Raw genomic sequence first — 26,651 nt, forward strand, 5'->3', positions numbered from 1 at the left:
GTTGCGCAGTCTGGGTGCAGCTTTCGCTTGATAAAGACTTCATCTCAACCGCTAGAAGCCGAGATATAGCCTGCCGCATCCTGGAGGCGTGGCGACACATCAATGGGCCTGCCTAGCTGCACTTTTTCCGATTTTGTCGTTGGGTTGGGTTTTCTCTTGTTGAGAGTTGTTTCGTCGCATGCGGGCGGAGCGACCCGGATGCAGTATTGCCCCCACGGTACATCGACCGACGGCGTCGATGATCGCGGGCGACAAACACAACAGTGCTCACCACGACCTCGCACTGCCCATCAGCCTATCTCTACCGTAAGCTGGAATCTGGTTTTGGGTTGCTCGTTTCCTTCACTTGCGCCTCATTGACGCAATACTATCACCGCTTTGCTGGATCACTCAGCGTGGGCAAGCTCACCGGCCGACGAATTGAACGTGGCATCGCTTGCCACATCTCCCGCGGCGGGAAGTTCGATCTGTGCCAAAAGCCCATGCGGCACCCTGTTCAGAAGTTCGAGCGTGCCGCCATGCGCCCGCACGATGTCGTCGACGATCGAAAGCCCGAGTCCGAACCCGGTGCGACTGGCCGGTGTCCGTGCGGTATCGGCTTTGAAAAAGGGCTCCAGCACAAGGGTCCGCAAGCTGCCGAGAAGGCCCGGGCCCTCATCAATGACGCTTATGCGCACGGCTCCATTTTCGGGGACTGACAATTCCACCATGGCATGGCCAGCGAACTTGGTGCTGTTTTCGACGAGATTGGTGACCGCGCGCGCCAGCGATCGCGGTTTGCAGCGATAGGCGAAACGTTCCGGTCCGGTATAAGTCACGTTGAAGCCGATATCGGAAAAGTCAGAACACACGGTCGCCAACAGACTGGGAAGATCGGCATTCACCGGCTTCTCAGACGCCATATCCTTGCTGAGATAGGTCAGCGTATCGTTGATCATATCGCTCAAAGCGGAGATGTCCTTGAGCAGCGCCGCTTTGAGCTCCGGCTGCGTCGATCGCTCCACGCGCAGACGCAGACGGGTCAACGGTGTACGAAGATCATGGCTAATCGCGCGCAACATGCGCGTGCGATCATCGATCATGTGACGGACCCGGCTACGCATGTCATTGAGGGACTTCGCCAATGTCCTGATTTCGGCCGCGCCACGTTCTTTGAAAGGCCTGTCCGGCCCGTCGTCGGGCTTCAACGTTTCCGCAGCCTTCGCGAATTCAATAAGGGGAGCCGCAATCACCCGCGCCGCGTAGAGCGACAAGAGAGCCACCGGCAGGACTAGACCCATCAGTTCCAGCACGATGATCACTTCATGGTCGCTGATCCATGCATCGGGAGGAGGCGGCGCGGGCAAAAACGCCAAGGCCCGGTTCTCGTCGACCCCGACGACCAGCACATCGCGAAGGCTTCCGGTTGCGGTCTCCGAACGAAAGGACGTCGTGAAGCCGACCGGTAGATTCTCCTGCACCGTGTGGCGGACATCCTCGGAGGAAATGCCCGTTTCGCTTTGGGAAAGCTCCGCCACTGCAACTTCCTCCACCCGCAACCCCGTCCTTGCTGACGCATCGAGGATCGCCGCCTTCTGCCCGGGGGAAGTGGACGCGCGTACCAGATCGATGATCGACTCGATCTTCGATGCCGTCGCCCGGGCATAGGAGATGCTCTCCAGGTCTTCCCGCAGCAACCAATCGGAAATCGCGCTCAGGATGACGAGGCAAATGATCGGGCCGATGGCCAGGGCCACGATCTGGCGACGAATCGATCCGCCCCTAAAGCGCTTGCTCATCAGCAGCCCTCGACTTTCGGGGTGAACATGTAGCCGCCCAAACGGACCGTCTTGATGAAGGACGGCTCGCGGACATTCTGCTCAATCTTCTGCCTGACGCGGCTGATGTGAACATCAATGCTGCGCTCGACCGAACCGGCAAGGCCGGCGTGGGTCAGCCGCAGAAGCTGCTCACGCGTCATGACCCGTCCCGGATTCTGGCAGAGTGCGAGAAGAATATCGAACTCGGCCGTGGTCATCGAGACGTGCACACCTTCCGGATTGATGAGTTGCCGCTGGATCGGATCGATCTGCCATCCCGCAAAGCGCATTGGGGTCTGTCGCAAGGACTGATCGGCTCCATAGGACGCGCGCCGCAACAGGCCTTTGATGCGCGCGATGAGTTCACGCGGATGAAACGGCTTGGTGACGTAATCGTCCGCGCCGAGCTCGATACCGACAATGCGGTTAATTTCATCGCCGAGCGCCGTGAGCATGACGATCGGGATCGTCAATGATGCCCGCAGCCGGCGGCAGATGCTGAAGCCGTCTTCGCCAGGCAGCATGGCATCAAGCACAACCAGATCGAAGGATTGCTTTCTCATGGCGGCGTCCATGTTGGCGGCTGAGCCAACCGCAACAGCCTCCAGACCGTTCTCCCGCAACATCTCAACGACCATGGCGGCCATCTCCTCGTCGTCCTCGACGAGAAGAATACGGAACACGGTTTCCGGCGCGCCGCGATGGTGAACTGTCATGTGTTTTCTCTGCAAAGCGTGATCGGCGATGGCTGGGATCTCGTGCTTCATTGTCGCAGAAACACACCCGAAGTTACAGGTGCAAGTTGTTTAGTTATGTTAAGAAGATAAAAGACGCGAGAAATGCCGAACAAGCGCCAGATTTAATGCAATCCTTCTTGATCAAAGTTTTATGTGTGATTTCCACGATAACCCAAGTTCATCTGACTTTTTTATAGAATATTCCATCCTAATATGTGATGATTTAATTTTATTGTTCTTGGTTTTTTCATTCGAATTTAGCAGAAAGTGATAAAATCCGCCCGCATGCAACCGCTCCAACTGCGGCCAATGTACAATTCCCTACACCCGTAGATTTCTTGCGCGGGTTAAACCCGATCGGAAACCAAGGTCGACATCTGCCGTGCCACCAGCACCGAGGTTCGGAAACAAAAACTTCACTGAACGCCTCGGTTTTGTCGCGGTTTTGACATCGCAAAGCTCTTCGCTGTCTTCATCTAGGGCGAATCACGCCCGGAGGCACTCATGGTCCATGATGAAATAACGATAGCCGACATCCTGGACGACCCGCTCATCTTACAATTGATGCAAGCTGACGGAGTATCTGTTGGACAGATGGAGAGGCTGCTTCTGGAAGCAGCCCAGGCACAAGGGATCTGTAACGGGCACCCGATTAAGGTTGGCAAGATCCCCACCGCCGACGGGTCCGGAAACCCGCGTCGGCACGTCTATGCATTTCCCGATGGCCAATTGCCCCTCTGGAATCCTGACAAGACATAGACGTCAATCAATCCGCGATTGGCTCAAAATCGCACCTCCCGGACAGTCGCGAAATAACCGTCGGCACCCGCGAGCATTGGCTCGCGGGAAAGCGGCCTGCGTGGCCGGGATCCATCCCGGTCCGGGCGCAACAAATCCAAGCAAAGCTCAACAAGACTTAACACCGTCCGGTCGGGAAGCCGGCTAGGTCTAGGCGGCAGCGCGGCCCGATCACCGATCGCGCGCCGGCCAATTCCACCTGGAGTCTTGTATGAATTCTCATCCGAGACCGTCGCCTGACGTTCATACCCGCCAGTCGTCCGTCTCAATCATCGTCCCCACGTTGAACGAGGCGGAGAACATCGACCGGACCTTGCGCGCCATCATCGAGAATATCGGCGGGCGCTTTGATTTTGAAATCATCGTCACAGATGGAGGGTCGACCGATGGTACGCGCGAAAGGGTGGCCTGCTGGGAGAAGGATCGACCCGTTCGCCTACTTGGAAACATTGGCGGCGGCGGGTTGGCCAAAGATGTCCGTGCCGCGGCGTTGAGCGCCAGATTTCCGATTGTCGTTGTGCTCGATGCGGATGGAAGCCATCCGGCTTCAGCGATTACTTCCCTCGTGGACGCCGTAGCTTCAGGCGAATACGACATAGCGATCGGCAGCCGGTATGTTGCCGGTGGTGCAACGGTCGACTGGCCCTTCCCGCGCCAGGCGCTTTCGCGCCTCGGCGCAGCGCTCGCGGCGCCCTTTACCGATATCCAGGATCCGCTGTCGGGCTTTTTCGCGATACGACGAACATGTCTCCTGGCTGCGGGCGCGGATGCGGAAGGATTCAAGATCGGACTGGAGGCGATAGTCGCCGGCGGCGACGGCATCAGGGTATGCGAGGTGCCGATTTCATTTTCCGACAGGGTTCATGGAACGTCGAAAATAGGCGCCAGTCAGACGATCGCCTACATCAACCAACTGCTGCGGTTTTCCAGGGGCACCACCTCAGCGGTCGCCATGCATCGCTTTGCGCTGGTCGGCATGGCCGGGTTCCTCATGGACTTTCTTGTGGTCGCGGTTCTGCAGTCTCTCGGCACCAGCATCGCCATCGCTCATGTCTCCGGCTTCTGCATCTCGGCGGCGTTCAATTATCTTGGTCACATGAAATGGTCGTTCCAGGATCGTCCGCGGGAGAAATCGCAGTTCGCGCGGTTCATTCTCGTGTCGGCCATGGCCATTGCCTTGCGCGGCGGCTTCATCGCGGCGGCGACCGATCTCGGTCTTCCCTTCTTCGCCGTGGTGATTGCGGGCATCGCGGGCGGCGGGGTCGTCAGCTACATCGGCAACGAGTTCTATGTATTCAGGAATGACCGGTTCCTGTCTTCAGCGGCCCGATGGAGACTGGCGGCTTTCGCCATAGCCGTCTACGCCGTGGCCCTGAGGATCGTCTATCAGGGCAGCATAGACCTGATCCCTCAGGAGGCTTACTACTGGAACTACGCCCAGCATCCCGCATTGGGTTACCTCGATCATCCGCCGATGGTGGCGTGGCTGATATGGCTGGGAACGTCCGTTTTCGGCGATTCCGAATTCGGCGTTCGCATCGTGGCAACCTTCACCTGGCTGACGACCGCCTATTTCATGTTTCGGCTTACGAAGAATCTCTTCGGACAGACTGCCGCGTTTCTGGCTCTGATGCTGCTGTCGGTTTTCCCGTTCTATTTCCTCATCGGGATCCTGACCACGCCTGATGCACCGCTTACGGCCGCCTGGGCGGGAGCATTGTATTTCCTGGAGCGTGCGTTGCGGGCGAAAGATGCCAAGGCCTGGCTTGGCGCCGGACTCTGCGTGGGCCTTGGCATGCTGTCGAAATACACGATTGCATTGCTGGGCCCTGCGACGCTGGTCTATCTGCTCGTCCATCCGCAGTCTCGACGGTGGCTCCTCACAATATGGCCTTACCTCTGCGCGGGCGTGGTGGCGGTCTTGTTTACCCCGGTGATTGCATGGAACGCGAACCACGACTGGGCTTCCTTTCACTTTCAGGGAAGCAGGCGATGGTTCCAGGACGACCTTGAATTTTCGATGCCTACCCTGGTGCTGTTCATGGCGGCGCTGCTGGGCCCGATCGGGATCTCCCTTGCCGGACATGCAGGCAGCCGGATGGTCCGGCTCCCGGCGAGGACTTTTCTGCGGGAAGCCGGCATGTTCGTCATCGTCTTCACACTGGCGCCGCTTTCGGTTTTCGTCTTCTACAGCCTGTTCCACTCAGTCAAGCTCAACTGGACTGGGCCGGTCTGGTTGGCATTGGTGCCTGCCATGGCCAATGTGGTTGCCAAAGCAATAAAGAAGGGCGACAAACCCCGTTTCATGGCTTCCCTGCAGATCACCACGGCGGTCAGCATTGTGGCGTTCACGCTACTGTTTCACTACGTCGCTCTGGGCCTGCCCTTGATCGGCCATACCGGCAAGCTGCGCGGCTTGCCAGTGGCCTGGGAAGAATTTGGCGCGGAGGCGGAGCGGATCAAGGCGAGCGTGGAAGCCGAAACCGGTCAACCGCCGCTGCTTGTCGGCATGGACACTTACAACATCGCGAGCGAGCTCGGCTTTTACAGCACAGGGCCGGCCGCGTTGGAAAACGTTACAAGTCAGAACCTTTTCGGCCGCAACGGCCTCATGTTCGACACCTGGTTTTCCAACCGCTCCTCCGACGGACGCGACGTAATCATGGTCAGCGTCAAGGAAGCCGGCGTTTCCGATGACGGATTGTCCGCATGGTTTGAGACCATCGGCCCGGTCGAGCGGCAGGCGGTGCGAAAGAACGGCGCCGTGGTGGGACGTTTCTTTTACAGGATCGGCTACGGATTCCGGCACCCCGATTGACGCCCGCTCCCGTCTCCGGGCCGACTACCAAGGGTAGGTTTCCTTGACCGAACCGGTGAAGGTACCGGTTGGGTCTTCGCTGCTGAGGGCGACACGAACGGCTTCGGCAGCCCCTTGCTGGACGGTCTCGGTGCCTTCGTAATTGTTGAGCGCGGTGCTGGTGAAACCTGGGGTCACCGCATTGACCTTTATGCCTTCGGATTCGAGATCGATGGCAAATGCCAAGGTAATGGCGTTGAGCGCGGTTTTGGAGGCGCCATAGCCCGGATTAAATGTCGCCCGATAGGGATTGGGCGTGGAATTGATGGTGAGCGAGCCGAGGGCGCTTGAGACGTTGACGATGCGTGCGGCTTCCGATTTGCGCAGCAGGGGAACGAAGGCCTGGGTGACGGCGAGGACGCCGAAGACATTGGTTTCCCATATGGTGCGCACTTCATCGAGCGAAATCAGCGTCGCGCGCGAGCGCTGGATGTAGTCGTGCATGGTCTCGCTTTCCTGACTATTGGCGCGGGAAATGGCAGCATTGTTGATGAGGATGTCGAGGCGGCCGAACTGCTGTTCGACTTGTGCGAACGCGGCATCGATCGAAGCCTTGTCGGTCACGTCGAGTTGGATGGGCTGAACATCTCCGTCGATGGTTTGAGCTGCGGCCTTGCCGCGTTCGAGGTTGCGCGAGGCGAGCAGCACGGTGAGGCCGCTGGCGGCGAGGTCGGTTGCGATCTGGAGCCCGATGCCTTGATTGGCGCCGGTGACGAGGGCGATGCGGGAGTTTGAGGTCATGATCTGATCCTGTTGCTGATTGGACCAACAGGACATGGCCATGGGCGTCTGGACGTTCTATATTCAAACGTCCAAGAAAATTTCGTGCGAGTCCATAATGGCCGATCCCCTAGCGCAGATTATCGGTTTACTGCACCCGGGCGCGCCGTTCTCCAAGTGCGTCACTGGCTCAGGACCGTGGCGAGTGCGGCGGACGCAGTCGCCCAATCCCTATTACGTCGCCGTGCTCAAGGGGAGCGTGCGTTATTGGGATCACCAGAGCGGCGAGGTGATCGTCAATGCAGGCGACTTCATCCTCATCCCTTCGGCGCAGGACTTCATGATGTGGAGCGCTGTGCCCAGCAGCGACAAGGACATGGTGACAGATCCGGTAATCCTGCCCGGAGGCGGATATCGCGTCGGCAGCGTCGATGGTCCGACCGATATGCGGGCGCTTGTCGGTTACTGTATCTTCCAGTCCGAGGATGCGGTCTTGCTATCCTCGCTGTTGCCCAAACTAGTGGTCGTGCGTGGCGAGCACCGCCTGGCCATGCTGATGCAGTTGCTGGGCGAGGAGGCTGTGGGGAATAAGCCGGGGCGGGAGGTCGTGTTGCAGCATCTCCTTGAAGTGCTGCTGATCGAGGCGTTGCGGACAACAGCCGAACCGGGCAACTCCCCGGGGTTGCTGCGCGGCCTGTCGGACGAGCGATTGGCAGTGGCAATTCGGGCCATGCATGCGGAGCCCGGGCGCGGCTGGACGGTGGCAGAACTGGCGCGTGAGGCGGCGGTGTCGAGATCGGGCTTCCACGACCGATTCCAGAGCGCAGTGGGAATGGCGCCGATGGAGTACCTGACAGCGTGGCGGCTGACTTTGGCCAAGGACTTCCTGCGTAAGCGGGAGCTGAGCGTGAGCGTAATTGCCCGGCAAGTCGGCTACAGCTCGGCCAGCGCCTTCAGCGTGGCCTTCGCGCGAAGCGTGGGTGTATCCCCGGTACGCTATGCGCGCGAGGCGGCTGCGGCATCCGCTGGCAGGGCGGCAGAGGAATTCGAAGGCGCCATCGCTTGATGGGGCTCGCCGCGCGTGTCTCTTGAAAGAGGGAGCAATCTCGAAAGGGGGGCGCCGGCTTGTTGGGCGACTCTTTGCGTGTTCTCCAAGAAAATTTGAAGGCATAGAACTTGAGTTGAATCTCTGCGGAAGTTCGACAGAGTCCGCACAAGAGCGTTCCCGTTCTGCATGTCTCTCAGTGGGGAAATTGGCTGCACAAAGTTCATTTCAGCTCAAAACGGAGACGACGCGTTCGCGAACCCAGCGCAGGCAAGAATCGTCGGAGGATCGATCATGCCACACCATGCAATAAGCGAATTCTTCGGCTTCCGGGAAATCGATGAGGTGCAATTTCGCGATGCCAGCGACCTGTTCCGCCACGCGTCGTGGCATACATAGGACATGGTCGGAGTCAGCCACAATGGGCCATAGAGAAAATAGGGCGTTACAAAGTTGCCAGCTGCTGCCGATTGCCCATGGCTGGCAAGAATATCTTCCAATCTGTTCCCGTGCCGTCCGGGTGGCGGAGGAGCACGCGCGGAAACCCAGCCAATTCAGCACTCGTCACTCTTCCGCCGCTATCACGATGTTGGGTGGTCGCGCCGAGCGAGGCAGACATAGTTTTCCTTAAACAATGGCTGAAATTTAAAGCCTGGGGGCAATGGATCATCGGTATAAAGACCAAAGTCCACCCGTCCTTCCTCGAGATCATCAAGCGTTCCCGAAGACCAGGGACGCACATCAATTGAAATCCCGGGGGCGATGCATGACTTGCAACATGGGAAATACCGCGCTTCTACTCGTCGGTCAGCGCCGAAGCATCGCGCAAGCTCTGCGTGATCGGCATGGCCGGGCAAGTCGACGGCGTACTCGTGGCAGAACTGCCGCTTGAAGGCCGCAAATGGCTGGCTGACCAGCATCCGGCGGCTTCGGGTCCGTCACTGAACAAGAGGAACGTTGTTCCAAGCCACTTCACTGCGGCCATAACCCGACGCGGCTAATCAGCGAAGGCGAGGAATTGTCGAGCTTGCCAATCCCAGTGCTTCGGCTGAGCCCGCCTGCAGTTTCCCCTTCTTTACGGGCCCCGTGGCGAGAATATCGCGCGCGCGGGATCGGCCTCGTAGAAGGGAACGTAGGCTCCCACATCGTCCGCAAGAGTAGCGATCGAATCGAGGATATAGTCGACCTTCTCGTCGGAAAGCAGCACGCTAAGATTGAAGCGCGTGAAGCCGGGCTTTTCGATCTCCTGCCCCGACCGGATCGCCGCCCGCAGCCCGTTGGAGCGGACCTCGTCGATGCCCAGCAGGCGATGGACGTAGGGTCCGGCGCAGGCGCAGCCGCCGCGGGCCTGGATACCGAAACGGTCGCTCAGCATCCGGGTCACCAGTTGCTGATGCACATGCCCGCCGTGCCCGTCGCGGATACGGAACGCGAAGATCGGCAGGCGCGTGGCGGTCGTAGAGCCGAGCATCTCGAGATTCGGTATGTCGAGAAGCCGTCGCATTGCACGGCCGGCGAGCCATTCGTTGCGCACTGCCATGAAGTCCGCACCGATCGCCTCCTTGACGAGAAAGGCCAGAGCGGCGCGGATGTCGCCGATGACGTTCGGCGTTCCCGCCTCCTCCCGCGCCTCAAGGCTGGCACTGTAATCGTGCCCCCAGGGCGAGACAAAGGAGACCGTGCCTCCGCCCGGCCATGTCGGCTTGTCGGCCACGACGGCATCGCGCCGCACGATCAGGACGCCCGAGGCGCCGGGGCCGCCGACGAATTTGTGCGGTGAGACGACGACGGCGTCGATGTAATCGGCCACGTCGATCGGCACATATGGCCCCGCCCCGGCATAATCCCACACCATCAGCGCGCCGGCCGCCTTCACTTGCCGCGAGATGGCGCGGACATCGGCGACGATGCCCGTGACGTTGGAGGCGGCCGAAAAGGAGCAAACTGTCAATTCCGGCGCCGAGGGCTGATGAAGCACGGCTTCCAGGCGGTCGCGATCGGGACCGCCACCGGGCGCCTCCTCGATCTCGACGATCTCCGCCCCGCTTTCGCGCCACGGCAGTATGTTGGAATGATGCTCGTAGGGGCCGATAATGACGCGTGCGCCGGCACCCGCGGCAGCGGTCTGCCGGACGCCCAAAAGATTTACGAGGCGATTGATGCCGGTCGTGGCACCGTTGCCGGCGAAGATCACCGCGTGCGCGGCGCCGGCATTGCAGAAGCGGAGAATGGTAGCGCGCGCTTCGCGGCGCAACCGGGTGACATAGCCGCCGCAGAAGGACGCCTCCGTGTGGCTGTTGGCGTAATAGGGCAGCAACTCGCGCAGTACGAACTCCTCGACCTGCATCAGCGCCCTGCCGGACGCGACATAGTCGGCATAGACGAGACGCTTCTCACCGAACGGCCCCGGCACAACCGCGTCTTCGCCGATCAGCCCTCTGCGCAAGACGGCGACTGCGCTCTCGGCCGCAAGCCTCGCGCGGAAATCGGCTAGCGGGGACGGGTTTTCAGCGGCGAGGCTCACAATGATCTCCATACCAAGGGATTTTTCTTTCAATATCACCGCTGAAGCGAAGAAACCTCACTTGTTTTGAGCCATGAACACATTATTATCGTTCATATGAACGATAATTTTCCCACAATTGATATGATTGATCGAAAGATCGTGCGCGAGCTGCAAAAGGACGCCTCGCTGTCCCAGCGCGAGCTGGCGGAGCGGGTCGGCCTGTCGCAAAACGCCTGCTGGCGCAGGCTTCAGCGGCTTCGGGCCGAGGGCATTCTGGGCGACATGCAGACGCGAGTGAACCTGGAGGCGTTCGGCCTCGACCTCACCGTCTTCGTGATGATTCGCACCCGCCACCACTCCGTCGAATGGGCGACCCGCTTCCGCAGCCATGTCGAGCGGCTGCCGGAGGTCACCGGCTTCTATCGGATCGGCGGCGACTGGGACTATCTGGTCAAGGTGGTGACGCGCGGCATGAAGGGCTACGACGCCTTCTACAAGCGGCTGACCACCGATTTCGACCTTGCAACCGTCACCGGTTTCTTCTCGATGGAAGAGATCATTGACGAGCGCCCCGTGGACGTGCTGCAGATCCGGTGACTATCGGTGTATGGCCGGAAGGAGGTCGTTCTCGGCACGGAAATCCCGCCCGTAGAGCGCACAGAAGATCGCCACCCCGGCTTTGTGAAGCGGAACGGGCACGCTCTTTTCCCTTGCGAGGTCGATCACCTGCACGATGCCGAAGGGCACGTCCTCGGTGACGAAGCGGGTTTCGAGCGATGTCGGACCGGGGGGCCCCTTGCGCTTTTCGTGGACGGCCGCCGCCATCTCGGCAACACTCATGCCTTCCGCAAAGCCGAAGGTCAGGCGGTAGTGATCCTCGACGCTGCGCACCGACACGCCATGCGCAGCGGCAACCGCCAGCCGCTCGGCGTCGAGCGCCTCGATGAAGCGCGCGACAGACGGCGTGATCGCGTCGTAGTTGGCCCAGTACTCGGCCTTCTCGATGCGGGTGAAGTTGCACAGGGCGCTCGCCATGTGGATCGGCGGATTGAGGTTGCTGAGCGCGATCGCGGTAAGGTTGGCGGCAAGCCGGAAGCGGTCGCCGAACAGCGCGCGGCAGGTCTGCAGCCCCTCCGACGCCCGATGCTCGGGCAGGACCGCGATCTCCAGAAGGTTGCGGATACCGCCGATGGCGACGGTATCCGGGCCGGAGCGGCGCCCCATGAGCACGGTGGTAGCAAATGCGATCACCGTCACGTCCACCCCGCGCTGTTCGAGACGCTGCGCGAGATAGAGCGCGCCCATCGACAATTGCGCGCTGACGATGACCGTCTGGCCGGGCGCGACATGCGGCAGCGCAGCGTCGAAGACGTTGCGATGGCCGTTGGCAGGCAAGGCGACGATGATCACATTCGCCTCCTTCACCGCTTCGGCGGCCGTAGGCACGAAGGCAACACGCAACCGGTGCTCGATGACGCCGGTAGTGACAAGGTCGGACGTCGCGAGCTCGCCGATGCTCGCTCCCGACGGCGACCAGACCGCCACCGTGTGGCCGGCCTGCTCGAGCATGGCCGCCATTGCGAGCGCGACGCCCCCTGCCCCGAGAATTGCCACCCGCATCGTTCAGACGTCCAGCCCGTAAATGTCGCGGGCGGCCTGAAGCGAGATGCGCTCCTCTTTCAGGTCTCGCCGGACGAGGTCGCGGTCGCGCTCCTTCGGGTTGCCGTAGCCGCCACCCGACGATGCGACCATCGCCAGCGTCCGGCCCGGACCGACGCGGCCGTTGCGGTTCTTCAGCGCCGCAACGCCCTCGCCCAGCTCGACATTGGTGGTGCGACCGTCATGGGCGCCGAACAGACCCCACGGCGGGATGATCGAATTGGTGCCGCCGGCATTGACTGTCGCGGTATGGTCGAGCACGCGGATCTGCCGGCGCATCGTCATGCCGCCGCGCCATTTGCCGGGGCCGCCGGAGTCCTGCACCAGCTCATAGCGCTCGACCATGACGGGATGCTCGAATTCGAGCGCCTCGATGGGAATGTTGGCGGTGTTGGTGGTGTGCACCTGCACGCCGTCAAGCCCGTCCTGCGCGGCGCGTCCGCCCATGCTGCCGCCGCACATCTCGTTATAGACGTAGAAGCGGCCGGTGCGCGGGTGCATGCCCGAAAACGTCATCAGGCCACCGCCCGTGCAGGCCGCGCAGATGCGCTCGGGGATGGCGGCGGAAAGCGCTGCGAAGATCATGTCCACCAGCCGCTGACCGATGTCGGTGCGGGTGTAAACGGCTGCGGGCGAGACCGCGTTGAAGACGGAGCCTTCATCCGCAATGACGTGTATGGGACGATGGAAGCCGGAATTGGCCGGAATGCCCGGATCAACCAGCGACTTGACGGCGAAATAGACCGTGGCGAGCGTGGCCGTGTAGACCATGTTGATGCCGGCGCGAACCTGCGCGGGATTGTCGCGCAGGTCGATCGTAATCTCGTCACCCTTGACCTCGACTTTCACCTTGAGGTCAAGCAGTTGGTCGTAGGAGGGCGTATCGAAACGACATTCGTTGAAGTACACGCCGTCCGGGATGGTGGCGATGCCGGTGCGGGTCTTGCGCTCGGCGTAGTCCAGCACCTCGGCACCTGCCGCGCGCACGACATGCTCGCCGTACTTTGAGCACAGTGCCTGATATCGCTGGACGCCCAGCCGATTGGCCGCCATCTGGGCGCGGAAATCGTTGATGCGCTCGTGCGGGACCTGACAGTTCAGCAGCACCAGATCCATGATATCCTGCTGCAGCACGCCCTTGCGGTAGAGGCGGATCGGCGGAATGCGCAGACCTTCCTGATAGATATGGTCGTGGCCGCGGTCGACGAAGTCGGAGTGATGCGCGAGGTTCGTTACCCACGCCACCAGCCTCTCCTCGAAGAAGACCGGCTCAAGAAAGACGATGTCGTTGAGATGCGTGCCGCCGCCGGTATGGGCATCGTTGCCGATGAAGACGTCGCCCGGCTCGACCGTCGACAGATCGACATTCTTCATCACCCATTCCGAGATGCCGAGCAGCGAGCCCAGATGCACGGGAATGCGCTCGGCCTGCGCTAGCGTGCGGCCTTCAGTGTCGAAGATCACCGTGGAGCAGTCCTGCCGCTCCTTGATGTTGGCCGAATAGGCGGCGCGCACGATGGCCTTGCCCATTTCCTCGACAATCGTCATCAGCGCGCTGCCGACGACCTCCGTGGTTACGGGATCGAGTTGCACGGACGCGGTTTCCGAGACTGAGAGGAGCTTGTTCATCCGGAGGCCTCGAGCATCAGGTTGAGATAGGCGTCGACGGTGGCGGCCTGCGCCGGCAGCACGAGCGTGGTGGAATCCATCTGCTCGATGACGGCAGGCCCTTTGACCACGTGGCCAGGCTGGAGGCGCTCGCGATCGTAGAGCGGCACGTCGACGACTGCACCCATTTCCGGCAGCCAGACGCTGCGCGTGCCGATGACGGTCGCAGCGACGTCGCCGGTTGCCGGCGGATAAGACTTCTGCTCGGCTTTCGGAACCAGGCCGATCGCCTCGGCGCGCAGGGTCGTGATCTGGATCGGCTCCTCGTCGGCGACATAGCCGTAGAGCTGGCGATGCGCGTCCTCGAAGTTCCGGCGCAACGCATCGAGAACCGTCTCGGGAGAAGCATCCTCCGGCCAATCCACGGTCAGCTCGTAGCCCTGTCCGCCGTAGCGCATGTCGACGGCACGGTTGAGGCGGCGATCGCCAGCGGGAATCTTCTCGGCTGCGAACCAGTCGTCGGCGCGCTCCCGAAGTTGAGCGAAGCCGGCTTCCAGAGGTGCAAGCGAATCCGACCCGAGCGCCATCATCCGCGTCAGGGCGAGATTGGTGCGCAGGTCGGACTGCAACAGCCCCAGGGCACACATGATGCCGGGATGCTTGGGGATCATGACACGCGGAATGTCGAGCTCGGCTGCGAGGCGGGCAGCATGGATGGGGCCGGCGCCACCGAAGGCGAGCATGACATAGTCGCGCGGATCGTAACCGCGCTCGACCGAAATGACGCGAATGGCCTTGGCCATGTTGGCGACGACGACGCGGATGATGCCCTGCGCCGCGTCCATGACACCGATGCCGAGCTTTTCGGCCAGCCGCTCGACCGCCGCGCGGGAAGCGGAAGCATCGATCGCCATGCGGCCGTTGAGCAGGTGCGTCTGGTTGAGTATCCCAAGCACGACATTGGCGTCGGTGACAGTCGGCTCGTCATTGCCGAGGCCGTAGCACACTGGTCCCGGAGATGCGCCTGCCGAGCGCGGGCCGACCTTGAGAAGGCCGTTGTCGACATACGCGATGGAGCCGCCGCCGGCGCCCACGGTGTGAATGTCCAACATCGGCACCTTGAGCGGGTAGCCGTGAACCTCGATGTCGTTGGCCATCTGCGGACGACCGCGATCGATCAGCGACACGTCGCTGGACGTGCCGCCCATGTCGAAGGTGATGAGGTTGTCGTAGCCTGTCGAGCGACCAATGGTCAAAGCCGCCATCACACCCGCGGCCGGTCCGGACAGCACCGTGCGGACCGGCTGCGCCTTGGCCGTCTCGCAGGAGATGACGCCGCCATTGCTCTGCGTGAGATGCGGCTCGGCATGAACCCCGATGGCCTCCAGACGCGGCGTGAGACGATCCAGATAGGCGCGCATGATCGGCCCGAGATAGGCGTTGACCACCGTGGTGGACAGGCGCTCATATTCGCGGAACTCGGGCGCGATCTCGTGCGAGACCGAGATGAAGGCCCCGGGATACTCCTCCTCGACGATGGCGCGGATACGCGCCTCGTGTTTCGGCTCGATGAAGGAGAAAAGCGTGCAGATCGCCACGGCGCCGACGCCGTCCTGCTTCAGCTTGCGAACCGCCGCACGTACGTCGCCCTCGTTCAGCTCGGTCTGCACCGTGCCGTCGAACAGGATGCGCTCGCGCACCTCCAGCCGCTTGTCGCGGCTGGCGAGAACTGGCGGCTTCACTGTCTGCAAATCGTAGAGATCGGGCCGCTTCTGACGCCGTATTTCAAGGATGTCACGGAAACCGGCGGTGGTGATAAGGCCGGTGTCGGCACCGTTGCCGGTGATCAGCGCATTGGTACCGACCGTCGTGCCGTGACCGAAATAGGCTACCGCCCCGCGAGCGGCCTCGCCGCCCAACTCCCCGAGCGCCTGCTCGATACCTGTAGCGATGCCTTCGGAGGGGTCGCGCGGCGTGCTGGACACCTTCCAGACCAGAACGTCGCCGGTGCTTTCGTCAAACACGCAGACATCGGTGAAGGTGCCGCCCGAATCGACGCCGACGCGCAACCGGGCGGAAGAGGGCTGGGAGTTGTCCTGAGACAAAGGAAAGCGTCCTCGCATTGGCCCCGCAGGGAGCGCGGGCCTAAAGTTAGCAGCGAAGCGACCGACAGGTGCTCCTGTTGCAGAAATTGGCGCCAAATTTGGGGACTGTCAAGCCGATCCACGCGTGCTAGAGTGACAATTCAACAAAAGAGACATGCATGAAGCAGGAAACGACTTCGACCCAGGGGCGCCTTGCCGACATCATCGAGCGCGACATCTACCAGGGCGTTCTGGCGCCTGGCATGTGGCTGAAGCAGATCGATCTGGAGGAGCGGTACGGCTGCACGCGTCTGTCCCTCCGGCACGCGCTCGAGCAGCTCCAGACGCGGAAGATCGTCCAGCACGTCCCGAACCGGGGTTACTACGTACCGTCGGTCGACCAGACTGCCGTGCGCGAGATCATGCAGGCACGCGCCTATGTGGAAATGTCGGTCTGCGACAATCTCGTGGCCAATATCAGCGACGACTCAATCGCCAAATTGTCATACCTTGCAAGCCTTTTCGCCGATTCCATCAAATCCGGCACCGTACTGCAGCAGGACGAAGCGAACCATGCGTTCCATCGCGAATTGCTGCGCTCCTGCAAGAACCAGGTGATGGTGGAGATTATCTGGGATCTGCGCCTGCGCGTTCCGATCTCGGTTCAACGCGCGAACAATACCCCGACCCGCCTCGAACGCTCCGCACGCGAACATTTCGAGATGGTGGAAGCCTTGCGCCTGCGCGACGCGGAGCGCCTGCGCGCCATCACCGAAAGCCACGTCACCTATCCGTCGGAAGCCGGGCGCTGATTTCTTTGCATTTTTCGCTTCAGTTCAAAGAATCATCGCAGAAGAGAAAAATTTTGTTTGAAATTGGCGCCATATGAGGTTCTTATTTTAGGGAACAAGAAGAGGCTCCGGCGACTGTCGGCGGTCCGGGAACATCGGTTGCGGTTTGCCGCTCTCCTATTGAAAGGACGCTTCGTGCCTACTGTCGCACTGAACGGCGCAACGTTCGTCTATGACGAGGCCGGTTCCGCCGACGCCGAGCCGATCATCGCGCTGCACGGCGGGCGCGGCATCGGCGACCGCCACGGCGAGTTCAACGCCTGGTCCGCGCTGTCGGACACCTACAGACTGATCGCGTACGACCAGCGCGGCTGCGGCCAGACCAGCCTCACGCCTCCTTATACGTTCGAGCAGCTTGCCGACGACGTCGAGGCGTTCCGGCAGACGCTGTGCGGCGGCCGCAGGATTATCCTTCAAGGCGGCTCTTTCGGGGGTATGATCGCGCTCACCTATGCGGTCAAGTACCCGCAGGGGCTCTCGCGGCTCATCCTGCGGGGAACCGCGCCCAGCCACCACAACGAGGACGACGCCTTCGAAACATTCCGCGCGCGGCTGCACAAGGCGTCAAGCGCATCCGAGGGGATGCTGCGCAAGATGTTTTCCGACACGGTGGTCGACGACACCGAACTGCGGTTGATCTGGCTTGCTCTGCAGCCGCTCTACTTCGAGAAATTCGATCCGGACGCGGCTCTCGAGCGCACCCGCACGATGCATCTGCACGCCGAAACCCACAACGCGCTGTTCAAGGAGCGCAGCTACGACCTGCGAGACCGGCTTCCCGAGATACAGGTCCCCACATTGGTGATCGTCGGGGCGGAAGACTGGATCTGCACGCCGAACCACTCCAGGCTGATCGCCGACCAAGTGCCGAATGCGGAACTCTTCGAGGTGCCGGGCGCAAACCATGCAGTCCACGTCGAGGCGAACGACATCGTCATTTCCGCTGCGCGCGATTTCCTGGCGCGCAGTGCCGGCTAAGTTCTGAAGAGACCGGGATGGCTCGATATTTCCTGTCAAAGATCGCGGAGGCCCTCATAGCGGTATGGGGTGTCCTGACGATCGTTTTCTTCGTGACACGTGTGTTGGGCGATCCCGCGACGCTGTTGCTACCGATCGGCGCTACCGAAGCGCAACTCGATGCATTGCGCGAGCAGTTCGGTCTGCACAGGCCGGTGGTCGAGCAGTATCTCCACTACCTTGCGATGATCGTGCAGGGCGATTTCGGTATGTCGTTCCAGTTCCAGCGCCCGGCCATGGAGGTCGTGCTGGAACGCATGCCCGCAACACTGGAGCTTGCGTTTTCGGCAATCATCCTCGGCACGCTGCTGGGGCTGGTGGCCGGCACCATCGCCGCCCTGAATCGCGGAAGGCTGGCGGAGCTGGTGGTGATGATCTTCGCCCTTCTGGGGCAGGCGACGCCGGTTTTCTGGCTCGGCATCATGTTCATCCTGCTGTTCGCGGTGGAGTTCGGTTGGCTGCCGACGGGCGGCCGCGGCACGCTCGCCCACACGGTCCTGCCGGCACTGACGCTGGCGATCTTCGTCTGCGCGTCGATCGCGCGCCTGCTGCGGTCGAGCCTGCTGGACGTGCTGCGGGAGGACTATGTACGCACCGCCCGCGCCAAGGGCCTGATGCCGCGCACCATCTTCGTCTGGCACGTCGCGCGCAACGCTCTGATCCCGGTGGTGACGATGATCGGCATCATCATGGGTGAGCTGCTCGGCGGTTCCGTCGTCACGGAGACAGTCTTTGCGTGGCCGGGCATCGGGCGCCTCATCATCCAGGCGATCGAGACCAAGGATTTTCCGGTGATCCAGGCCGGCGTGATGCTGATCGCCTTCATTTTCGTCGCCATCAACCTGCTGATCGATCTCGCTTACGGCTTCCTTGATCCGCGCATACGCGAGCGCCGATAGGACATCAGACGTGAAACAGTTCTTCTCCGCCCTGATTCGCTCGCGTGCCGGACTTTTCGGCTGGACGATCCTTTGTCTTTTCGTCGTCGTCGCGCTGGCCGCGCCATGGCTGGGCCTGCACGACCCGGTCAAGAGCAGCCTGACTGCGCGGCTCGAGGCGCCGACTTGGACCGATCTGTTCAACCCCGGCGCGCACCCGCTAGGCACCGACCAGCTCGGCCGGGACATCCTCAGCCGTGTTGTCTACGGCTCGCGCGCGACGCTGGCGATCGCGGGCATGGCGGTGATCCTCGGCGGCATCGTCGGTGTGGTCCTCGGCATCGTTGCGGGCTATCTGCGCGGCATCACGGATACGATCCTGATGCGGCTGGTCGACATCCAGCTTGCGCTGCCGCTGATGCTTCTGGCGTTGCTTGTCGTTGCGGCGTTCGGCCCGTCGATGACCAATCTCGTCATCGTTCTCGCCCTCACGAGCTGGATACGGTACGCCCGCATCGTGCGCGGCCAGGTGCTGGCCGTTCGCGAGCGGGAATTCGTGCTGTCGACGGTCGCCATCGGCGCATCCACCGCGCGCATCATGTTCCGTCATATCCTTCCCAACATCGTCACCCCGGCCGTCGTCGTCGCCACGCTGGAACTCGCGCGCATTATCATCATGGACGCCGCGCTGAGCTTCCTCGGGCTCGGGCTTCAGCCTCCTTCCCCGAGCTGGGGCCGCATGCTTGCCGACGGGCGCACCTACATGAACACAGCCTGGTGGGTCGTCACCTTCCCCGGTCTTGCCATCGTTCTGACGGTTCTGAGCGTGAACCTGGTGGGTGACTGGCTGCGCGACTATTTCGATCCCCGCCAGAGGAACCTGTGATGGGTACACCGCTCCTGGAAGTCCGTAATCTGAGCGTGGTCTTCGACACGCCGGCTGGGACAGTGCACGCCGTCAACGACGTTTCCTATACGCTGGAGGAAGGCGAGACGCTGGGGATCGTCGGCGAAAGCGGCTCGGGCAAGAGCGTCCATGCGCTTGCCATGCTCGGTCTGCTGCCGCGACCGCCGGGGCGGATCGTTTCCGGCGAGGTCCTGTTTCGCGGCCGCAACCTCCTGACGATGAGCGAGCGCGAGTTGCGGGATATTCGCGGAAAGCAGATCGGCTTCGTCTTCCAGGACCCGATGACGGCGCTAAACCCGGTGCTCACGGTCGAACGGCAGCTTTGCGAACCGCTCGTCCGCCACGAGAACCTGTCGAAACCGGCAGCACGCAAGCGAGCCATCGAACTGCTCGAATTGGTCGGCATTCCCTTCGCGGAGGATCGCATCGGCCACTATCTCTTCCAATTCTCGGGTGGAATGCGGCAGCGGGTGATGATCGCTATCGGCATTGCCTGCAGCCCACAGCTGCTAATCGCCGACGAGGCGACCACTGCGCTGGACGTGACCGTGCAGGCGCAGGTGCTCGATCTCGTGCGCGACCTGAAGGAGAAGTTCGGCACCACCGTCATCTGGATCACGCACGACATGGGCGTGGTGGCCGGCCTCGCCGACACCGTGCAGGTGATGTATGGCGGCCGGATCATGGAGCGCGGCCCGGCCGATCCGATCTTCCACAAGCCGCACAGCGCCTACACCTGGGGTCTGCTGCGCTCCCTCCCTCACGGGCAGACGCGCAGCACAAGGCGGCTCTATCAGATACCCGGCCAGCCGCCGGACCTGCTTGCCGCGCCGAAGGGCGATCCGTTCGCCCCCCGCAACGAGTTCGCCACGCCGCGCTGCTTCGAGGAGGTGCCGCCGCTGCGGCAGGTTGACGGCAGCGTTCCGGGCCATCTGGTCGCGGCATGGTACAATCTCCCGGCCTTGCTGGCGAAGCGCGAGGGAGCACAGGCATGACGGCCGTTCCCCAGCCGCTCGTCGCGGTTCGCAACCTGGTCAAGCAGTATGGTGGCCGGAAGCGGCTGTTCGGCGGCGGATTTTCCCTGCGGGCCGTCGACGACATCAGCTTCGACATCGCGCCCGGCGAAACGCTGGGTCTGGTGGGCGAATCCGGTTCGGGCAAAAGCACGACCGGCCGGGTTCTCCTCCAGCTCGAACCGCTGACCTCCGGCGAGGTCCGTTTCAAGGGCGAAAGCATAACCGGCTTCAAACCTTCGGAAATGAAGCGCTTCCGGCAGGAAATGCAGATCGTCTTTCAGGACCCTTACTCGGCGCTCAACCCGCGCATGACGGTGGGCGACTTCGTGGAAGAGCCGATCCTCATCCACACGAAAAGCTCCAGGGCCGAACGACGCGACCGCACCGCCGAATTGTTCCGGCTCGTCGGGCTAGACCCGTCCTTCATGTCGCGTTATCCGCACGAATTTTCAGGCGGCCAGCGCCAGCGCGTCAACATCGCAAGGGCGGTTGCGCTGCGGCCGAGCTTTATCGTGGCCGACGAGCCGATCACCGCGCTCGACGTATCCATCCAGGCACAGATCATCAATCTTTTCCAGGACCTCCAGGAACAGATGGGATTGGCCTACCTGTTCGTCGCGCACGACCTGTCGATGGTGCGCTATCTCTGCCATCGCGTCGCCGTCATGCTGCGCGGACGCATCGTGGAAATGGCGCCGGCGGAGCAGCTTTTCGAGGATCCGCGCCATCCCTACACACAGGCGTTGCTCAGCGCGATCCCGGTACCCGATCCACGCATCGAGCGGCAGCGCCGCCATGTCAAGTTCAATCTCGCCGTTCACGGCCCGAAGCCCGAGCAGGCACTGCGCGAGGTCTCACCCGACCATCTTGTCCTTTCATGAGCCGACATCACCCGTAACCTTCACCCAAAGCGAGACATGCCAATGCTTCACCAAACGCGTACATTTCTGCTGGCCGGCGCCGCCGGCCTCTTCATGTCCATGCCTCTGGCGAACGCCCAGGACGCCGACACGGTGACGATCGCCCTGCGCGTCGCGGTCAATACGCTCGATCCGCACATGTCCGCATCTGTCGGATCTGACCTTAGCGTGCTGAGCCACATTTATCCGGCGCTGATCCTGCGCGGCCCGGACCTGAAGCTGCAGCCATCCGTGGCGCAATCGTGGGAAATGGTCGACGATACCACCTGGCGTTTCAAGCTGACACCCCGTGCGACCTTTGCAAATGGCGAGAAGATCGATGCTGCAGCCGTCAAGTGGAACCTTGACCGGGTCCTCGACGAGGCGGTCGGCGCCCGCATCGCCGGCTGGTTCTCCCTTGTGTCGGAGGCCATCGTCGTTGATGACCTGACCATCGATGTCAAGACGTCGGAGCCCTATCCGGCATTCGCCGACCAGCTCTCGATGTTCTTCCTGCTGCCGCCGGAATGGGCGCAGACCCACAATCCGGCTACGGAAACCATGTCGGGCGGTCCTTACAAGGTCGCCGAAAACGTGCCGGGCGACCACATCACGCTGGAGATCAATCCGGACTACTGGGGTGAAGCGCCGGCTTTCGAAACCGTGATCTTCCGCACGATTCCGGAGACAGGCAGCCGCATTGCCGCGCTGCTGGCAGGCGAGATCGACCTCGTTACCGGTATTCCTACGACCGAATTGGACCGGGTCAACGGCTCAGGCGTGGCCACGGCTGACGCGATCGACTCGATCCGGATGATGTTGGGTAAGATCAACCATCAAAAGGCGCCGATGGAAAACCGGGCCTTCCGCCAAGCCCTCAACTATGCCGTCGACAAGCAGGGCATCGTTGACGCGATCTTCGATGGTAAGGCTACCGTGTCGGCCTGTCAGCTCCTGTCCGAACCGTATGTCGGTTACAATCCGAACCTCGAGGGTTACCCGTACGACCCGGAAAAGGCGCGTGAACTGCTGCAGGAGTCTGGCGTTGACCTGAGCCAGGAAATCGAGATCGAGGTGCCGACCGCCACTTACCTGCAGGGCGATGAGGTTACCCAAATCATTGCAGCGCAGCTTCAGGAAGTCGGATTGAACATGAAGATCACCGAGATTGAATTCGGCGCCTTCATGAACAAGCAGCTTCGTGCGCGTGATCTCGCTCAGATAGCCGTTCAGGGACTGGCATGGCCGACCATCGATGCCGACGGAATGTTGACGATGTTCGCTCCAGGTAACGTTTACGACTACTGGAACAATGCCGAATTCGGCAAGATCCTCGACGAGGCCCGCGTCACTACTGACAAAGAAAAGCGCGACGCGCTCTATGCCGATGCCACAAAGTTGATGTGCGATGAAGCGGCCGCGCTCTTCCTCTACCTGATGCCCGCCACATTCGGCGTGTCAAACCGCATCGAATGGGACGCGCGGGGCGACGACTGGGTTCGTGCTTTTGATATGAGGCCAGCCGCGCAGTAAGCGACGGGGGTTCCTTTTTAGCCCCGGTGCAGCGCTGCATCGGGGCTTTTTCATGCCTTTTCCGGCAGGACGGCGTGACCGAGAATATGCATCAGCCGATTAGCCCATCCGAAGATCGACACGGCGTGAATGAGATCGACGATCTCGGCATCGCCCATCCCGGTTTCGCGCAACGCCGCAACGTGATCGGCCGTCGCTTGCGACGGTGTGCGTGATAGCGCAACGGCGAACTCCCAGATCGCGCGGTCGCGGACAGAAAGCAGATCGACCCGTCCGTACCAAAGTGCGGTGACGACATCGTCGCTTCCGGTCAGCTTTGCGTGCTGCCTGCCATGGATCATGGCGCAGTATTTGCACCCGTTCACCACCGAGGCTCCCAGCGCGCCCAGCTCGCGCTCAGGGCGCGGCAGGCCGCCTTCCGCGTACATGATCGCGTTGAACAGAACCGTGCGGGCGACATAGCTCTCGGGATCATGCGCCAGCGTGCGCACATAGGGCGAGACCTTCTTGGCAGAGGGCGTCACCTTCATCGCCTCGAGCTGCTCGGGTGTGGCTTCATCGATCTCGACGGGCGTAATATGGGGGTGCCATACGAGCTGGCGAATGCGAATGGTTGGCATCATCACGGGCTTCCAAGCAGGCGCAGACCCTGCGTGATCCGGGTCTGGAAATTGACAAAGGCGATCAGTTCACTGAGCGCGACGATCTGCGCATTGTCGAGACCAACGGCCGAAAGCCGCTCAAGGTCTGCCGCCATCGCGACGGCAGGCGTACCGGTGACGAGATCGGCATGTCTGGCCATGCTCGCTTCCGGCTCGTTCAACATTTCCGGCGGAGCGCCCGCAGCCAATGCCTCTAATGCGGGAGCGGTAAGCGCGTCGTATTGTGCCGTCAGCGTTGCGTCGGCATTCGCGCGGGCCATTCGAGCGGCGAGCGCTGCGCGCAGTTCCGGCACAAGCCCGTGAGTGGTCGCCGGATTGAGAACCGCCGCACGGCAGGCCTCCGCACCGCTCACGAACTCCGGACGAAGCATGCGCAGTTCATAGAGGTGGCTGCCCGGCGCCAAGCCAAGGGCCAAATCGATCGCATCGCCCGTCATGGCTGGGGCACCTCCTCTCGCGCCCGGGTCATGGCGGGTGAGGAATCCACCCACTCGTCACCCTGAAGTTCCGGAATGTCATAGGCTTGCAAATTGGCGAAGTGCCTTTCGGCATCGGCCTCGAACAGTGCCGCCGTGATATGCCGAACCAGTCGATCGGCGCCCGCGCTGACGGCCGGTATGTCGCCCGACACCTTTCCGTGCGTCAGCATCGCCGCGTCGTTGAAACAGTGAATCCGCGCCAGTCCCGGGCACGCGCCGGCGACCTTCTCGCGGAACTCGAATCCCGGACCGAGATCGGGGGCTTCCATCATGCTGCCGCGCGGCGGGCCCATATCGGGCGAATAGCGCCCGTCAGACCATGTCCTGATGTGGGGCGCGATCGCATCGAATTCCGGCCGGCCGGTGAAATCGTTGCCGAATCCGGTCGCCGCGATCAGGAAATCGTAGCGCCGCTCGCCGAGACTGGTGTTCAAGACCAGTTCCTCGCCCTCGACACGGGCCGAATCGATGGCGCAACCCAGATAGAAGGCGGCGTTCGAGTGGCGGGAAACGCGCAATGTAGAGGAACGCGGCGGAGGCGTCTGGGTCGTTGCGGTGTAGTCGAAGAAACGCCATTTCCACGCGTCCGGCAGCATGTGCATACCGTGTACGACACCCTGGCTGCCGATGCCCGTCATCTTGTTGATGCGCGGCATCTCGCGGCGGCGGATCAGCATGTCGACGCTTGCCGCCCCCGCCTCCAGCGCCGTGGCCGCATTGTCCATGGCGGAGGCTCCGGCACCGATGACGGCAATGCGGCGCCCGTTCAGCGCATCGAAGTCGATCGGGTCTGCCGAATGAGACCAGAAGCGACGGTCGATGTCTTCCAGGAACTCCGGCACAATGGCCCCGCCGAGACCCGACCGCCCTGTCGCAAGTACCAGATGCCGGCAGAGGAAGCGCTTCCGCTCTGATGGCGTGGCCACGTCCAGGACAATGAGATCCCCGTCGAAGGCGATGCCGGTCATGCGGTGCTCGTTGAGGATCGGAAGTGCCAGCACACGACGGAACCAGATGAGATAATCCATCCAGATATCGCGCGGGATCTTATCGAGTGCCTGCCACGGCTCGCCGCCATAGGCAGCGGTGTACCAGGCGCGGAAGGTCAATGCAGGCAGGCCCAGCGCCGGGCCGGCGAGCTGCTTCGGCGAGCGCAGCGTCTGCATCCGCGCGAAGGTGACCCACGGACCTTCCAGCCCTTCCGGTGCCGCATCGAGCGCGACGACGTTGTCTATGCCGCCGAGGCGCAGCCGCGCGAGCGCAGCAAGGCCGCACATGCCGGCGCCGATTACGACGACGTCGTGCACTCCGTTTCTGCGCGGCACCCACGGCTTGCCGGGCAGCTCCAGCAGTTCCATGTCTTCGGCCAGCCGTCCGGCGAGCGCGGCCAGCCCGTCCTGATTGCGCTTCATGAGGGCAGGCTCCTTAATCTTCCTGTCTCGCGGGCGGCGGGCCTGCGTCGGCGCTGTCGTCGTCGGGATCGAAGGAGACGAAAGCCGGGATACGCTCCCGCGCGATGGCCTCGAGGTGATCGAGAAGTTCCTCGACGAGCGGATGAAGCGGCCGCTGCGGATCGGCAACGACGCCCCAGTGATAAGGAACCTCCCTATCCACCGGCTTTACGGCAAGGTCGGAGTTGTCGACCGTCCACGCGCTGATCGGGTCCAGCAGCGCGATCGCCTTCATGCTTCGCACCACCTGGATCGCGTTTGATGCCGCGTTGGTACGCACATAGCCGGCGCCGGTCACGCCGCGCGCGGCAAAGGCCAGACCGACCTGCCGCTGGAAGCGCATCGGGTCAAGCATTGTAACTTGGCGCCGTCCGGCAAAGTCGTCCAGCTTCACCTGCGTTTGCCCAGCAAGGGGATCGTCCTGGTGCAGCACGGCCGCCGCGGGGGCGGTGTAGTGCTTCACGAGCTTCAGCCCAGGCGTATCGAGAGGTAGGCTCGACAGGCCGATCTCGGCCATGCCGTCGCGCACCTGCTTGGCAACGCCGTTCGCCGGCACCTGCACGAGGTGGATTTCCGGCAAAGTCTCAATCGCAAGACGAGCCAGTGCAAGCGGCAACAGGGTCGAACAAATAGCGGGGATCGCCGCGATGCGAAGCACCCTGCCGGACCCCGCGGCCGCATCGCGCACCCTGTCCGCCAGGCCGACGAAAGCCTGCACCATGCGCCGGGCCTCGCCCTCGAAGGCCAATCCCTCGTCCGACAAGACGACCCGGCGGCCGACGCGTTCCAGCAACGCCAGACCCAGCTCGACCTCAAGATGCTGGATGGTGCGCGTGACGTGCGGTTGCGAGCAGCCGAGCATCTCGGCCGCTCGCGTTATACTGCCGCTTTCTGCCACCGCCAGAAAAATCTCGAGGTCTCGTATATCCATATCAATACAATACTAGCATTAATTAACCAGTTCAATTTCAAAATGACATGAATTGCAATCGCTTGGCCTCACGCGCAAAATTCCGGATAGTCCCGTGCTGGATCGCACGCTCCGTCTCGATATCGAGCGCCGATGTTGGCAAAAGCAATCGAGGTGGGGCTGGTAGCTCCGGTGTGACAGCCTCAGGCCGTGCCGTATTTGCGAACGTGCGGCG

General features: G+C 62.1%; 23 protein-coding genes. 11 read left to right on the top strand and 12 right to left on the bottom strand.

Features of this window, described 5'->3' with window-relative positions:
• Window positions 1-386: 386 nt before the first annotated feature.
• Window positions 387-1,778: an ATP-binding protein gene (locus PVE73_RS18110; protein ID WP_277363579.1), complete on the bottom strand. Its 1,392-nt coding sequence runs from the start codon at window positions 1,776-1,778 to the stop codon at window positions 387-389.
• Window positions 1,778-2,515: a response regulator transcription factor gene (locus tag PVE73_RS18115; RefSeq protein ID WP_277367500.1), complete on the bottom strand. Its 738-nt coding sequence runs from the start codon at window positions 2,513-2,515 to the stop codon at window positions 1,778-1,780. The genes PVE73_RS18110 and PVE73_RS18115 overlap by 1 nt, the downstream gene beginning before the upstream one ends.
• 525 nt (window positions 2,516-3,040) lie before the next feature.
• On the opposite strand from PVE73_RS18115, the gene PVE73_RS18120 reads away from it, so the two are divergent.
• Together PVE73_RS18120 and PVE73_RS18125 are read left to right on the top strand one after the other, a co-directional pair.
• A complete protein-coding gene (locus PVE73_RS18120; protein WP_277363580.1) occupies window positions 3,041-3,295 on the top strand; it encodes a hypothetical protein in 255 nt (84 codons plus the stop codon).
• 352 nt (window positions 3,296-3,647) lie between these two features.
• Entirely contained in the window at window positions 3,648-6,152 is a 2,505-nt protein-coding gene (locus PVE73_RS18125) for a glycosyltransferase family 39 protein (RefSeq protein WP_277363581.1), read from the top strand.
• Window positions 6,153-6,176: 24 nt separating this feature from the next.
• Here PVE73_RS18125 and PVE73_RS18130 read toward each other — a convergent pair whose 3' ends face one another.
• Window positions 6,177-6,974 (bottom strand): SDR family NAD(P)-dependent oxidoreductase, encoded by a 798-nt coding sequence (locus PVE73_RS18130; RefSeq protein WP_277363582.1) that lies wholly within the window; start codon window positions 6,972-6,974, stop codon window positions 6,177-6,179.
• Between PVE73_RS18130 and PVE73_RS18135 the strand changes: the two genes are divergently transcribed.
• A complete protein-coding gene (locus PVE73_RS18135) occupies window positions 6,973-7,977 on the top strand; it encodes an AraC family transcriptional regulator (protein WP_277363583.1) in 1,005 nt (334 codons plus the stop codon). The genes PVE73_RS18130 and PVE73_RS18135 overlap by 2 nt on opposite strands.
• A gap of 560 nt (window positions 7,978-8,537) precedes the next feature.
• Here PVE73_RS18135 and PVE73_RS18140 read toward each other — a convergent pair.
• Window positions 8,538-8,876 carry a LysR substrate-binding domain-containing protein gene (locus PVE73_RS18140; protein WP_277363584.1) on the bottom strand — a complete coding sequence of 113 codons (339 nt, stop codon included), beginning with the start codon at window positions 8,874-8,876 and terminating at the stop codon, window positions 8,538-8,540.
• Between the two features lie 155 nt (window positions 8,877-9,031).
• Window positions 9,032-10,480, bottom strand: a complete 1,449-nt coding sequence (locus PVE73_RS18145) for an aminotransferase class V-fold PLP-dependent enzyme (protein WP_277363585.1) — start codon at window positions 10,478-10,480, stop codon at window positions 9,032-9,034.
• Window positions 10,481-10,576: 96 nt separating this feature from the next.
• Between PVE73_RS18145 and PVE73_RS18150 the strand changes: the two genes are divergently transcribed.
• Entirely contained in the window at window positions 10,577-11,059 is a 483-nt protein-coding gene (locus PVE73_RS18150) for an Lrp/AsnC family transcriptional regulator (protein WP_277363586.1), read from the top strand.
• On the opposite strand, the gene PVE73_RS18155 is transcribed toward PVE73_RS18150, so the two are convergent.
• From PVE73_RS18155 to PVE73_RS18165, 3 genes are read right to left on the bottom strand one after another with little or no spacing between them, the layout of a single operon-like run.
• On the bottom strand, window positions 11,060-12,082 hold the full coding sequence (locus PVE73_RS18155; protein ID WP_277363587.1) for an NAD/NADP octopine/nopaline dehydrogenase family protein: 1,023 nt from the start codon (window positions 12,080-12,082) through the stop codon (window positions 11,060-11,062).
• Between the two features lie 3 nt (window positions 12,083-12,085).
• Entirely contained in the window at window positions 12,086-13,750 is a 1,665-nt protein-coding gene (locus PVE73_RS18160; protein ID WP_277363588.1) for a hydantoinase B/oxoprolinase family protein, read from the bottom strand.
• Window positions 13,747-15,834 (bottom strand): hydantoinase/oxoprolinase family protein, encoded by a 2,088-nt coding sequence (locus PVE73_RS18165; protein WP_277363589.1) that lies wholly within the window; start codon window positions 15,832-15,834, stop codon window positions 13,747-13,749. The genes PVE73_RS18160 and PVE73_RS18165 overlap by 4 nt, the downstream gene beginning before the upstream one ends.
• A gap of 158 nt (window positions 15,835-15,992) precedes the next feature.
• Between PVE73_RS18165 and PVE73_RS18170 the strand changes: the two genes are divergently transcribed.
• The 7 genes from PVE73_RS18170 (at window position 15,993) to PVE73_RS18200 (ending at window position 22,914) form a co-directional block, all read left to right on the top strand.
• Entirely contained in the window at window positions 15,993-16,625 is a 633-nt protein-coding gene (locus PVE73_RS18170; RefSeq protein WP_277363590.1) for a GntR family transcriptional regulator, read from the top strand.
• Window positions 16,626-16,799: 174 nt separating this feature from the next.
• A complete protein-coding gene (locus tag PVE73_RS18175) occupies window positions 16,800-17,642 on the top strand; it encodes an alpha/beta hydrolase (RefSeq protein WP_277363591.1) in 843 nt (280 codons plus the stop codon).
• A gap of 17 nt (window positions 17,643-17,659) precedes the next feature.
• Window positions 17,660-18,580: an ABC transporter permease gene (locus tag PVE73_RS18180; RefSeq protein ID WP_277363592.1), complete on the top strand. Its 921-nt coding sequence runs from the start codon at window positions 17,660-17,662 to the stop codon at window positions 18,578-18,580.
• Between the two features lie 10 nt (window positions 18,581-18,590).
• Window positions 18,591-19,445 carry an ABC transporter permease gene (locus PVE73_RS18185; protein ID WP_277363593.1) on the top strand — a complete coding sequence of 285 codons (855 nt, stop codon included), beginning with the start codon at window positions 18,591-18,593 and terminating at the stop codon, window positions 19,443-19,445.
• A complete protein-coding gene (locus PVE73_RS18190; RefSeq protein ID WP_277363594.1) occupies window positions 19,445-20,461 on the top strand; it encodes an ABC transporter ATP-binding protein in 1,017 nt (338 codons plus the stop codon). The genes PVE73_RS18185 and PVE73_RS18190 overlap by 1 nt, the downstream gene beginning before the upstream one ends.
• Window positions 20,458-21,363 carry an ATP-binding cassette domain-containing protein gene (locus tag PVE73_RS18195; RefSeq protein ID WP_277363595.1) on the top strand — a complete coding sequence of 302 codons (906 nt, stop codon included), beginning with the start codon at window positions 20,458-20,460 and terminating at the stop codon, window positions 21,361-21,363. The genes PVE73_RS18190 and PVE73_RS18195 overlap by 4 nt, the downstream gene beginning before the upstream one ends.
• Window positions 21,364-21,405: 42 nt before the next feature.
• Window positions 21,406-22,914 (top strand): ABC transporter substrate-binding protein, encoded by a 1,509-nt coding sequence (locus PVE73_RS18200; protein WP_277363596.1) that lies wholly within the window; start codon window positions 21,406-21,408, stop codon window positions 22,912-22,914.
• A 50-nt stretch (window positions 22,915-22,964) separates the two neighbouring features.
• Here the strand turns inward: PVE73_RS18200 and PVE73_RS18205 are convergent, their stop codons facing one another.
• The 4 genes from PVE73_RS18205 to PVE73_RS18220 are packed head-to-tail and all read right to left on the bottom strand — an operon-like array spanning window position 22,965 to window position 26,437.
• Window positions 22,965-23,537 carry a peroxidase-related enzyme gene (locus PVE73_RS18205; RefSeq protein ID WP_277363597.1) on the bottom strand — a complete coding sequence of 191 codons (573 nt, stop codon included), beginning with the start codon at window positions 23,535-23,537 and terminating at the stop codon, window positions 22,965-22,967.
• The gene (locus tag PVE73_RS18210; protein ID WP_277363598.1) at window positions 23,537-24,013 is read right to left on the bottom strand and encodes a hypothetical protein; all 477 of its coding nucleotides are present in this window, start codon (window positions 24,011-24,013) and stop codon (window positions 23,537-23,539) included. Before PVE73_RS18210 ends, PVE73_RS18205 begins: the two co-directional genes overlap by 1 nt.
• Entirely contained in the window at window positions 24,010-25,467 is a 1,458-nt protein-coding gene (locus tag PVE73_RS18215) for an NAD(P)/FAD-dependent oxidoreductase (protein WP_277363599.1), read from the bottom strand. Before PVE73_RS18215 ends, PVE73_RS18210 begins: the two co-directional genes overlap by 4 nt.
• 13 nt (window positions 25,468-25,480) lie before the next feature.
• Window positions 25,481-26,437: a LysR family transcriptional regulator gene (locus PVE73_RS18220; protein WP_277363600.1), complete on the bottom strand. Its 957-nt coding sequence runs from the start codon at window positions 26,435-26,437 to the stop codon at window positions 25,481-25,483.
• Window positions 26,438-26,651 lie beyond the last annotated feature (214 nt).

The sequence above is a fragment of the Chelativorans sp. AA-79 genome (genome assembly GCF_029457495.1).
Taxonomy (GTDB): domain Bacteria; phylum Pseudomonadota; class Alphaproteobacteria; order Rhizobiales; family Rhizobiaceae; genus Chelativorans.

Bases quoted from the DNA above. Each gene is read 5' to 3' on its own strand.
- PVE73_RS18110 (WP_277363579.1), bottom strand. From the start codon at position 1,778: ATGAGCAAGCGCTTTAGGGGCGGATCGATTCGTCGCCAGATCGTGGCC.
- PVE73_RS18115 (WP_277367500.1), bottom strand. From the start codon at position 2,515: ATGACAGTTCACCATCGCGGCGCGCCGGAAACCGTGTTCCGTATTCTT.
- PVE73_RS18120 (WP_277363580.1), top strand. From the start codon at position 3,041: ATGGTCCATGATGAAATAACGATAGCCGACATCCTGGACGACCCGCTC.
- PVE73_RS18135 (WP_277363583.1), top strand. From the start codon at position 6,973: ATGGGCGTCTGGACGTTCTATATTCAAACGTCCAAGAAAATTTCGTGC.
- PVE73_RS18130 (WP_277363582.1), bottom strand. From the start codon at position 6,974: ATGGCCATGTCCTGTTGGTCCAATCAGCAACAGGATCAGATCATGACC.
- PVE73_RS18140 (WP_277363584.1), bottom strand. From the start codon at position 8,876: ATGCTGGTCAGCCAGCCATTTGCGGCCTTCAAGCGGCAGTTCTGCCAC.
- PVE73_RS18150 (WP_277363586.1), top strand. From the start codon at position 10,577: ATGAACGATAATTTTCCCACAATTGATATGATTGATCGAAAGATCGTG.
- PVE73_RS18155 (WP_277363587.1), bottom strand. From the start codon at position 12,082: ATGCGGGTGGCAATTCTCGGGGCAGGGGGCGTCGCGCTCGCAATGGCG.
- PVE73_RS18160 (WP_277363588.1), bottom strand. From the start codon at position 13,750: ATGAACAAGCTCCTCTCAGTCTCGGAAACCGCGTCCGTGCAACTCGAT.
- PVE73_RS18170 (WP_277363590.1), top strand. From the start codon at position 15,993: ATGAAGCAGGAAACGACTTCGACCCAGGGGCGCCTTGCCGACATCATC.
- PVE73_RS18180 (WP_277363592.1), top strand. From the start codon at position 17,660: ATGGCTCGATATTTCCTGTCAAAGATCGCGGAGGCCCTCATAGCGGTA.
- PVE73_RS18190 (WP_277363594.1), top strand. From the start codon at position 19,445: ATGGGTACACCGCTCCTGGAAGTCCGTAATCTGAGCGTGGTCTTCGAC.
- PVE73_RS18195 (WP_277363595.1), top strand. From the start codon at position 20,458: ATGACGGCCGTTCCCCAGCCGCTCGTCGCGGTTCGCAACCTGGTCAAG.
- PVE73_RS18200 (WP_277363596.1), top strand. From the start codon at position 21,406: ATGCTTCACCAAACGCGTACATTTCTGCTGGCCGGCGCCGCCGGCCTC.
- PVE73_RS18205 (WP_277363597.1), bottom strand. From the start codon at position 23,537: ATGATGCCAACCATTCGCATTCGCCAGCTCGTATGGCACCCCCATATT.
- PVE73_RS18210 (WP_277363598.1), bottom strand. From the start codon at position 24,013: ATGACGGGCGATGCGATCGATTTGGCCCTTGGCTTGGCGCCGGGCAGC.
- PVE73_RS18215 (WP_277363599.1), bottom strand. From the start codon at position 25,467: ATGAAGCGCAATCAGGACGGGCTGGCCGCGCTCGCCGGACGGCTGGCC.
- PVE73_RS18220 (WP_277363600.1), bottom strand. From the start codon at position 26,437: ATGGATATACGAGACCTCGAGATTTTTCTGGCGGTGGCAGAAAGCGGC.